The organism is bacterium (assembly GCA_024224155.1).
Classification (GTDB): domain Bacteria; phylum Acidobacteriota; class Thermoanaerobaculia; order Multivoradales; family JAHEKO01; genus CALZIK01.
In genome coordinates, this window is the sequence record JAAENP010000263.1 from 42411 (window position 1) to 51058 (window position 8648).

Below are 8648 nucleotides of genomic sequence, written 5' to 3' on the forward strand. Positions count from 1 at the left end.
TCCGCGCCGCTACGGTACGATGAACAAGCGGGTTCTGATTGTCGCCGGTGAGGCTTCGGGCGATCTCCACGGCGCGCGACTGTTGCGCGAGCTGCGCAGCCAGGTCGGCGAGCTCGACCTGTATGGCCTGGGGGGCGAGGGAATGAGGGCGCAGGGCGTTGATCTCATCGCCGACGTCTCGACGATCTCGGTTATCGGACTGGCGGAAGTCGCCAGGGTACTTCCACGGGCGCGCAAGATCTTCAGAGAGGTCGTGGCTCGTGCGAAAGCCGAACCCCCCGACGTCGCGGTGTTGATCGACTTCCCCGAGTTCAACCTCCGCCTGGCGCCCGTTCTGAGCGAGTTGGGCATCAAGGTCGTCTATTACGTAAGCCCCCAGGTCTGGGCTTGGCGGAAGGGGCGAGTCAAGTCAATGGCACGGTGCGTCGACAGGATGCTGGTTTTCTTTCCATTCGAAGAGGCCTTTTATCGGGGTCGAGTCGACGTGATCCACGTGGGTCACCCCCTGGTCGACGAAGTGCCGTCGAGACCGCAGGTTTGGGATTCGAAGGGCGAACAAACGCCGCTCAAGGTTGTTCTACTCCCCGGCTCCCGCAGCAGCGAGGTCAAGCGTCTTCTTCCGGTCCTTCTGCCGGCCGTCCGTGAGTTGAAGCGAGTGCGTGACGCGCTTCAGGTCGTGCTGGTCGAGGCTTCGACGGTGAGAGCTGGGGTGATCGAGCGGCTCCTCGAGGACAGCGGTGTCGAGGTGGAAAGAGTCCCGGAGGCCGACCGGTTCGAAGCGATCGCGTCGGCCCACCTCGCCCTGTGTGCTTCGGGAACCGCTACCCTGGAGGTAGGATTGCTGCGAACGCCCATGATCGTCGTGTATCGAATTGGCTTGTTCAGTTATTGGCTGGGGCGGATCGTGGTGAAAGTTCCATTCGTCAGTTTGGTGAACCTGGTCCTGGGCAAGGCCGCCGTGCCGGAGCTGATTCAAAGCGAAGCGGCGGCCGACAAGATAGCTGCTGAGGCTCTGGATCTCCTCGGAAACGAGGCTCGGCGCGAGACGATGCGTGCCGAGTTGGGCGGGCTGAGGCGCGCGCTCGGGGAATCCGGCGCCGCCGCCCGCGCCGCCGCCGAGGTCGCGAGTTTTCTCGGAGGCGGGACGGCATGAGTGTGCTCGGGTTCCTGGGCGGTTACTTCAAGCGCTACTGGCTGTGGATCATCTTCGCCGCAGCTACCGCGGGCGTTTTCGCCCTGGCCACCGGCGCACTGGTCGTGTTGATCGAGCCGGTCTTCGAAGAGGTCCTCCAAACCAATGCCCAGGACGTCGAACAGGTTCGGGACATTCTAGAGGGTGCGGGAGAAAAGACCAGCGCGGTTCGCTCCGCCGCCGCCAAGGCATACGAGCAGCTCAAGGACTACTGGGGTGTCACCGAGGACACGGTCGTTTACTTCGTGCCGCTGTTGGTGATCGCGGTGTTCCTGTTCAGAAGCGTCGCGGCCTTCGTCAGCTCGTACCTGTTTCAGCACATCGGTCTGCGCGTGATGACCGATATTCGCAACAGCCTCTATCGCAGAATCCTGGAGCAGAGCAGCCGCTTTCACGCCCAGCACCCGTCCGGTGAGCTCACCAGCCGGATCGTCAACGACATCGCCGTGATGCAGGCCGCGGTATCGACGCGAGCCGTCGATCTCGTGCAGCAGTCGATGACGCTCGTCGTGCTGATGGTGGTGCTGTTTCAAAACAACCGCAGTCTCGCCCTTGTTTGCGCCATCGGCATCCCGGCGGTCTTGTTTCCGATTGTCAGATTCGGCCAGGGAATGGGACGGACCAGTCACAAGAGCCAGGAGCGCGTGGCCGATCTGGCGAATTTGGTGGGCGAAGGAGCGCGCGGGCATCGAGTGGTCAAGGCCTTCGGGATGGAGGACTTCGAGCAGGGGCGCTTTGCCGAAGCTACGCGCCGGCACCTGCGAGTCAATCTCTGGGCCTCGATGTTGAACAGTCTCTCCAGTCCGGTGATCGAGACGATGAGTGTGATCGGCATGTGCGGGTTGCTGGTGTACGCGGGACTTCAAATTCGCCAGGGCGCGATGTCTGCCTCCGGCTTCATTGCGTTCCTGTTCAATCTGGTCTGGATGTATGAGCCGATCCGGAAGCTCAACAAGGTCAATCTCGTGATCCAGCAGTCGTTGGCGGCGGTCAAGAGGGTCAAGGGTCTGGTCGAGCTCCCGCTCGAGATCGCCGATCGACCCAACGCCCAAGTCATCCCGAACGTCGAGGCCGACATCGCCTTCGAGAACATTTCCTTTGCCTATACCGAGCAGGTCGTCTTGCGCGACGTCAGCCTTCGAATTCGCAAGGGCGAGGTGGTGGCGCTGGTGGGCCCGTCCGGAGCCGGCAAGAGCACTTTGGTCAACCTTCTGCCGCGCTTCTTTGATCCCGACTCCGGCTGTGTTCGCATCGACGGCATCGATATCCGCGACTTCACTCTCGAGAGTCTGCGCGGCCTGATCGGCCTGGTAACCCAGGACACGATTCTCTTTAACGACAGCGTGCGAAACAACATTGCCTACGGACAGCAAGACGTTTCGCTCGAGAGAATCCGCGAGGCGTCGGCCGCCGCCTACGCCGATGAGTTCATCATGCGATTGCCACAGGCGTACGACACCGTTATCGGCGAGTCGGGGCTTCACCTTTCGGGTGGACAGCGTCAGAGGCTGGCGATCGCGCGAGCGCTCTTCAAAGACGCGCCGATTCTGATTCTCGACGAAGCGACTTCGCAGCTCGATGCCGAGTCGGAAGCCTTGGTCCAGAAGGCGCTGGTGAACCTCATGGAGGGCCGGACGACAATGGTCATCGCGCATCGCTTGGCGACGGTGCAGATCGCGGATCGGATTGTCGTGCTCGATAACGGGAGGGTTGTCGAGCAGGGGCAGCACAACGAGTTGATGGCCGGCGGTGGCGTCTACAAGCGACTGTACGACTTGCAGTTTCAGGAGTAGGGGAAGAGTGTGCGAAGCATGACGGGTTTCGGTGAGGGAAGAGCCGAGAACGAACGGCTCGAGGTTGTCGCCGTCTTGCGCACGGTCAACCATCGTTTTCTGGACCTGTCGGTGCGCATGCCCGAGGAGTTCAGGATGCACGAGCCGGAGTTGGTCCAGAGGCTGCGGGACGCGCTCGATAGGGGCCGAGTGGAGCTCAGGCTCACGGTCACGCCCAGGGGCGAACGAGCGGTCAGGGTCCACATCGACGAAGAGGTCGCGGCGCGCTACGTCGAGGTATCGAACCGGCTCGCCGAGAGGGATGGCGTCGCGCAAGGCCTGGCGAGTGGCGACCTGTTGCGCCTGCCAGAGGTGGTATCGGTCGAACCGGCCGACGCTGCGACACCGAGCCGGGACAAGGAGGCTCTCGGCAGGGCACTGGACGAAGCGCTCGAAAACCTGCTTGCGGTTCGATCGAGAGAAGGAGCTGACCTGGCCGGAGTGCTGCAAAGAACGGTGGGCGATCTGACCAAGGTGGTTTCTCGTCTGGCGCAGCTGCGTTCCGGGCTCCAGCAGACACTCTACGAAAGAACACGTGATCGCCTCGAAGATCTGGCCGGCGAAGTCGGCGTTGACGAAAGCCGGTTGGCGCAAGAAGTGGCGCTGCTGGTCGATCGAGCCGACGTTCAGGAGGAGATCGATCGGCTGAATGCCCATGTCGAGAGATTCGCGGCCCTCCTCGACGCCGAGGATGCGGTGGGCAAGCGCCTCGACTTCCTCGCGCAGGAGATTCTGCGAGAACTGAACACGATCGGCTCCAAGTGTCGCGACTCGAAGGCGACGCAGCTGGTTCTCGACGGCAAGGTTCTCTGTGAACAGCTTCGGGAACAGGTACAGAACGTAGAGTAGAGAACGTGAGGGGAACACTCTTGATTGTGTCGGCTCCGTCAGGGGTCGGGAAGACCACGTTGATTCGGCGCGCGCTGACCGGAGAGGACTCGGCGCTCGAGGGCGTCCGTTTTTCCGTCAGCCACACGACCCGGGCCGCCCGCTCGGACGAAGTCGACGGTCGCGACTACCACTTCGTGGATGAATCGGTCTTTAGAAGCATGCTCGAGCGAGACGAGTTTCTCGAATGGGCGGATGTCTACGGCCAGCTCAAGGGCACTTCCCGAAACGCGGTTCTGCCGCTCTTGGAGCGGGGCTTCGACGTCATTCTCGACATCGACGTGCAGGGCGCCGCGCAGGTGCTCCAAAGCTATTCCGAGGCGGAAAGTGTGCTGATTCTGCCACCGAGCTTTGCCGAGCTGGAGAGGAGAATCCGCGAGCGCGGCGGAGACCCACCCGACCAGCTGGCCCGGCGGCTCGCCCTGTCTCTTCCGGCCATCGAGCGTTACGAGATGTACGGCTATGTTATGATCAACGATGATCTGATACGCGCGCAGGAAACCCTGCGCGCAATTCTCATAGCAATCCGACACCGCCGTGAGCGGCAGAGCGAGTGCGTCGCCGAAATCCTTGAGGACTTTCGGAGCTCACTCGGCAAAGCCGGCACGGAGGGATTCTGACCGGAGGTAGGCCGACGTGTTGAAGTATCCCGACAAGATTGACAGTAAGTTCAGATTCGTTCTGCTTTCCGCCACGAGGGCGGAACAGCTTGTGCGTGGAGCGAAGCCGAAAACCGAGTCCGGCCCCGGCAAACCGAGTCGCGTTGCCATGAAGGAGATCCGGCGAGAGCTGATCGACTGGGACTACGGACCGGCTCCCGAGCCCCAGGAGGAAGAGGAGCCGGCGGAAGAGACCGAGTCGTAGCCGACCGGCTGAAAAGAAGGCCTTTTCTTCGGTGCCGATGAGATCACGGAACCTACTGCTGGGGGTCACCGGGGGAATCGCCGCCTACAAGGCGCCGGCGATCGTACGTAGGTTGCGAGAGCAAGGCTTCGACGTCCGCTGCGCCATGACGCGTGCGGCCGAGTCTTTCGTCGCGCCCCTCTCTCTGGAAGTGGTTTCGGAGGCTGCGGTGTATCGACAGAGCTACCTCGAAGCCAACGAGAGCGGCCGCGAGCTCCACATCGAGGCCGCGGAGTGGGCGGAAGCGGTCTGTGTCGCTCCCGCAACCTCGAACTTTCTTGCCAAATTCGCGCTCGGGATCGCCGACGATTTCCTGCTGACCTCGCTGCTGGCATTTGACGGTCCGGTGCTTGCCGCACCGGCGATGCATCCCAAGATGTGGGGACAGAGAGCGCTCCAGGCCCATGTCGCCACTCTCAACCGCTGCGGGGTCCGGTTTCTCGGGCCGGCAAGCGGTGAGCTGGCGTCTGGGGACAAGGGCATCGGGCGGATGCTCGAGCCGGAGGATATTGCCGCCGAGGCGGCGCGTCTGCTGCAACGGACGGGGGCGTTGAAGGGCGTTCGAGTGCTGGTGAGCGCGGGCCCGACGCGCGAGGCGATCGATCCGGTTCGATTCCTCTCGAGCCGCTCCACTGGCAAAATGGGTTTCGCCGTCGCCGCGGCGGCGGCGGCGGAGGGCGCGGAAGTGGTTCTGGTTACAGGCCCGGTGGCGCTCGAGACCCCGGCGGGCGTCGAGCGCGTGGACATCGTGAGCGCGGCAGAGATGGCGAACGCGATTCGTGAGCTGGCGATCGGCTGCGACGTAGTCGCAATGGCGGCCGCGGTTGCGGATCTGCGCCCGGCTTCGCCCGCGGATCACAAGATCAAGAAGGCCCTGGCCTCCGATCGACTCGAGCTCGAGCGCACGGAGGATATTCTGAGCGGGCTTCGCGATCTCGTCCCCAGCGCCGTTCTCGTCGGCTTTGCCGCCGAGACCCAGCGGCTCGAGGAATTCGCTCGAGACAAGCTTCGGTCCAAACGGCTGGACCTGATTGTCGCCAACGATGTCTCGCGATCGGATATCGGTTTCGCGAGCGATGACAACGAGGTGACGATTCTGAGGGCGCGAGGAGACTCTCTGGACGTGCCCAAAGCGGCGAAGGCGGAAATCGCTGGGAGAATCATCGACGCCATCGCGGAGGAACTGGAGTCCAAGAGTGGAAAAGTTGTCTCGATCTCTGGTTGAGGCCCTGGCCTATTTGCGGGACCTGGGCTATCAGGATCTCTCGGCCGACGTTCTTGCCGGCGAGTCTGCCGGAAGCGACCTAGAACTCAAGGTCGACCTTCGGCGGGCAGAGAGTCCACCGGCGGCGGAACGGGCGCTGTCTCTTGCCGGTGTCGCCAAAGAGGCGAACGGCTGCGAGGAGTGCCGGCTGAGCAAGACCAGGAAAAGCGTCGTCTTCGGTTCGGGAAACCCGGACGCCGATCTCATGTTCATTGGCGAGGGACCGGGCGCGGAGGAGGATCGGCAGGGTCTGCCTTTCGTGGGGCCTGCCGGAGAGCTCCTGACCAAGATCATTCAGGCCATAGGTCTCCAGCGAGACGACGTCTACATCGCTAACGTCGTCAAGTGCCGGCCGCCGCAGAACCGGGATCCCCACCCCGACGAGGCCAAGGCCTGCCGAGGGTTCTTGGAGCGTCAGGTTGAGCTCATCCGGCCTCGCGTTATCGTGGCCCTGGGCAGAGTGGCGGCGCAGAACCTCCTGGACAGCTCGGCTCCGCTGGGGCGTCTACGCAACGACTGGCACAGTTTCAAGGGTGTGCCGGTGCGAGCGACGTATCATCCCGCGGCTCTCCTGCGGAACGCTTCCTGGAAGCGACCGACTTGGGAAGACATGCAGGTGGTGCGCGATCGGCTCAATAAGTAGGGCCGCCCAGGACTGCTAACATTGCACTCTATGGAACTAGAGCGCCTTGTGGAGCGGGACCGAGGCGAGAGCGTTCGGCGGGCCTCGGGATCCGATCTGGACGTCAGCGTCCTGGTGCCGGTCCTGAACGAGCAGGACACGGTTGCCACGCTGTCGGCCCGGGTCGTCGAGGTTCTGGAGGGCCTCGGCAAGGCCTTCGAGATTATCTTCGTCGACGACGGTTCGTCCGACCAGACCTGTGCACGGGTTCGGGAAATGAATCAGGTGGATGCACGGGTTCGTTTGGTCAGGCTGCGGAGAAACTTCGGTAAAGCGGCTGCTCTCTCGGCCGGGTTCGACGCGTCTCATGGTGCGATTCTGGTGACCATGGACGGCGACCTTCAGGACGACCCCGCCGAGATTCCGCGATTCCTCGAGCGACTGGAGGCCGAGGATCTCGATCTGGTCTCCGGGTGGAAGAAAAAGCGCCACGACCCGATTTCGAAGCGTCTGCCGTCGAAGGTCTTCAACTGGGCGACCCGGATCATGGGAAACATGGATCTGCATGACTTCAACTGCGGCTTCAAGGCCTACCGGCGAGAGGTTCTCGACCAGATCGCGGTCTACGGCGAGCTGCACAGATTCATCCCGGTTCTCGCCAGTCGGAAGGGATTTCGAGTCGGAGAGCTCGCGGTTCAGCACCATCCGCGCCGGCACGGTGTCAGCAAGTACGGTTGGGATCGGTACTACAAGGGCCTGCTCGACCTGATCACCGTTTTCTTCATCACCAAATACACTCGGCGGCCGCTTCACCTTTTCGGGGCGATCGGCCTGCTTTCCCTGACCATCGGGCTGGCGATCAACACCTACCTGGCCATTCTCTGGTTCAACAACGAGACTCTGTCAAACCGGCCCCTCCTCCTGTTAGGCATCCTGATGATGCTGGTGGGCATTCAGGTGCTGACCACCGGGCTGATCGGCGAGATGATCACCTATAAGAGCTTCGATCGCCGGGATTCGTACTCGATCAAGGAAAAAGTGGGTTGAATCGCCCCCTGAAGGTCCTTTTTCTCACCCAGACTTTTCCTCGCTTTGCGGACGACACCGCCGGTCCTTTCATTCGAGAGCTTGCGCGCGGTCTGGTAGCCGGCGGCGACTCCGTCACGGTACTCACGCCTCATGCCGCGGGTGTCGAAGCGGCTTGGAACGTGGATGGTGTGCGGGTGGAGAGTTTTCGCTACGCGCCGGAGCGGCTCGAGCTGGTGGGCTACAGCCGAAGTCTCGATCGCGACGAGTCGATCCGGCTCGGGGTATTCCTGGCGACGCCGCTGTACGTACTGGGAGCGAGGCGCAAGCTTCGTCAGGTGACGGCGCGCGATTCCTTCGACCTGCTTCATGCGCATTGGGTAGTGCCCAATGCCTTGGTCGCCGCGCCGTTCGCCCGGCGGCTGCCGATCGGCCCGGGGCTGCATGGTAGCGATGTCTTTCTAGCGGAGCGCGCCGGTGTGCGGCGGCTGGTCGGCAGGGTGCTCGCAAGATCCTCTTTCCTGACGGGCTGCTCGCCGGAGCTGGTGGATCGAGTATGCGCCCTCGGATTCCCACGCGAACAGGCCCACGTGATTCCCTACGGCGTCGACGTGGACACCTTCTCGCCCGGTGCCGAACAGGGCATGGAGTGGCGCAGTCGGATGGGCGTCCCGGAGGGTGCGCCACTGGTTCTGGGTGTCGGCCGGATGGTGACGAAGAAGGGATTTCATGTTCTGCTCGAGATTCTGCCGAGCCTGCTTGAGGAGTTCCCATCGAGCCATTTCTGCCTGGCTGGAGAGGGCGATCTGCTGGCCGCCTTTCGTGAACGGACCGCGAAGTGGACCGATCGTGTTCACCTGCCCGGTATCGTGCTCCGGGACACCCTCCCGGATCTTTACCGGGCCGCCGATATCTTCGTAC

General features: G+C 62.7%; 9 protein-coding genes. All 9 read left to right on the forward strand.

The features are described 5' to 3' along the window. Nucleotides 1-19: 19 nt before the first annotated feature. Nucleotides 20-1153 (forward strand): lipid-A-disaccharide synthase, encoded by a 1134-nt coding sequence (lpxB, locus tag GY769_13900; protein ID MCP4203011.1) that lies wholly within the window; start codon nt 20-22, stop codon nt 1151-1153. Further along, nucleotides 1150-2985, forward strand: coding sequence for an ABC transporter ATP-binding protein (locus tag GY769_13905; GenBank protein MCP4203012.1), 1836 nt, complete (start codon nt 1150-1152; stop codon nt 2983-2985). Before lpxB ends, GY769_13905 begins: the two co-directional genes overlap by 4 nt. An 18-nt stretch (nt 2986-3003) precedes the next feature. Beyond that, nucleotides 3004-3873: a YicC family protein gene (locus tag GY769_13910; protein ID MCP4203013.1), complete on the forward strand. Its 870-nt coding sequence runs from the start codon at nt 3004-3006 to the stop codon at nt 3871-3873. A gap of 5 nt (nt 3874-3878) precedes the next feature. Continuing rightward, the gene (gmk, locus tag GY769_13915) at nt 3879-4532 is read left to right on the forward strand and encodes a guanylate kinase (protein ID MCP4203014.1); all 654 of its coding nucleotides are present in this window, start codon (nt 3879-3881) and stop codon (nt 4530-4532) included. Nucleotides 4533-4548: 16 nt separating this feature from the next. Further along, nucleotides 4549-4776, forward strand: coding sequence for a DNA-directed RNA polymerase subunit omega (gene rpoZ / locus GY769_13920; protein ID MCP4203015.1), 228 nt, complete (start codon nt 4549-4551; stop codon nt 4774-4776). A 31-nt stretch (nt 4777-4807) separates the two neighbouring features. Then, the gene (gene coaBC, locus GY769_13925; GenBank protein ID MCP4203016.1) at nt 4808-6040 is read left to right on the forward strand and encodes a bifunctional phosphopantothenoylcysteine decarboxylase/phosphopantothenate--cysteine ligase CoaBC; all 1233 of its coding nucleotides are present in this window, start codon (nt 4808-4810) and stop codon (nt 6038-6040) included. 136 nt (nt 6041-6176) lie between these two features. Next, nucleotides 6177-6722 carry a uracil-DNA glycosylase gene (locus tag GY769_13930; GenBank protein MCP4203017.1) on the forward strand — a complete coding sequence of 182 codons (546 nt, stop codon included), beginning with the start codon at nt 6177-6179 and terminating at the stop codon, nt 6720-6722. 96 nt (nt 6723-6818) lie between these two features. Then, entirely contained in the window at nt 6819-7748 is a 930-nt protein-coding gene (locus GY769_13935) for a glycosyltransferase family 2 protein (GenBank protein MCP4203018.1), read from the forward strand. Then, nucleotides 7745-8648 (forward strand): glycosyltransferase family 4 protein (locus tag GY769_13940; GenBank protein ID MCP4203019.1); only part of this gene is annotated, 904 nt, incomplete at its 3' end. The genes GY769_13935 and GY769_13940, both read left to right, overlap by 4 nt.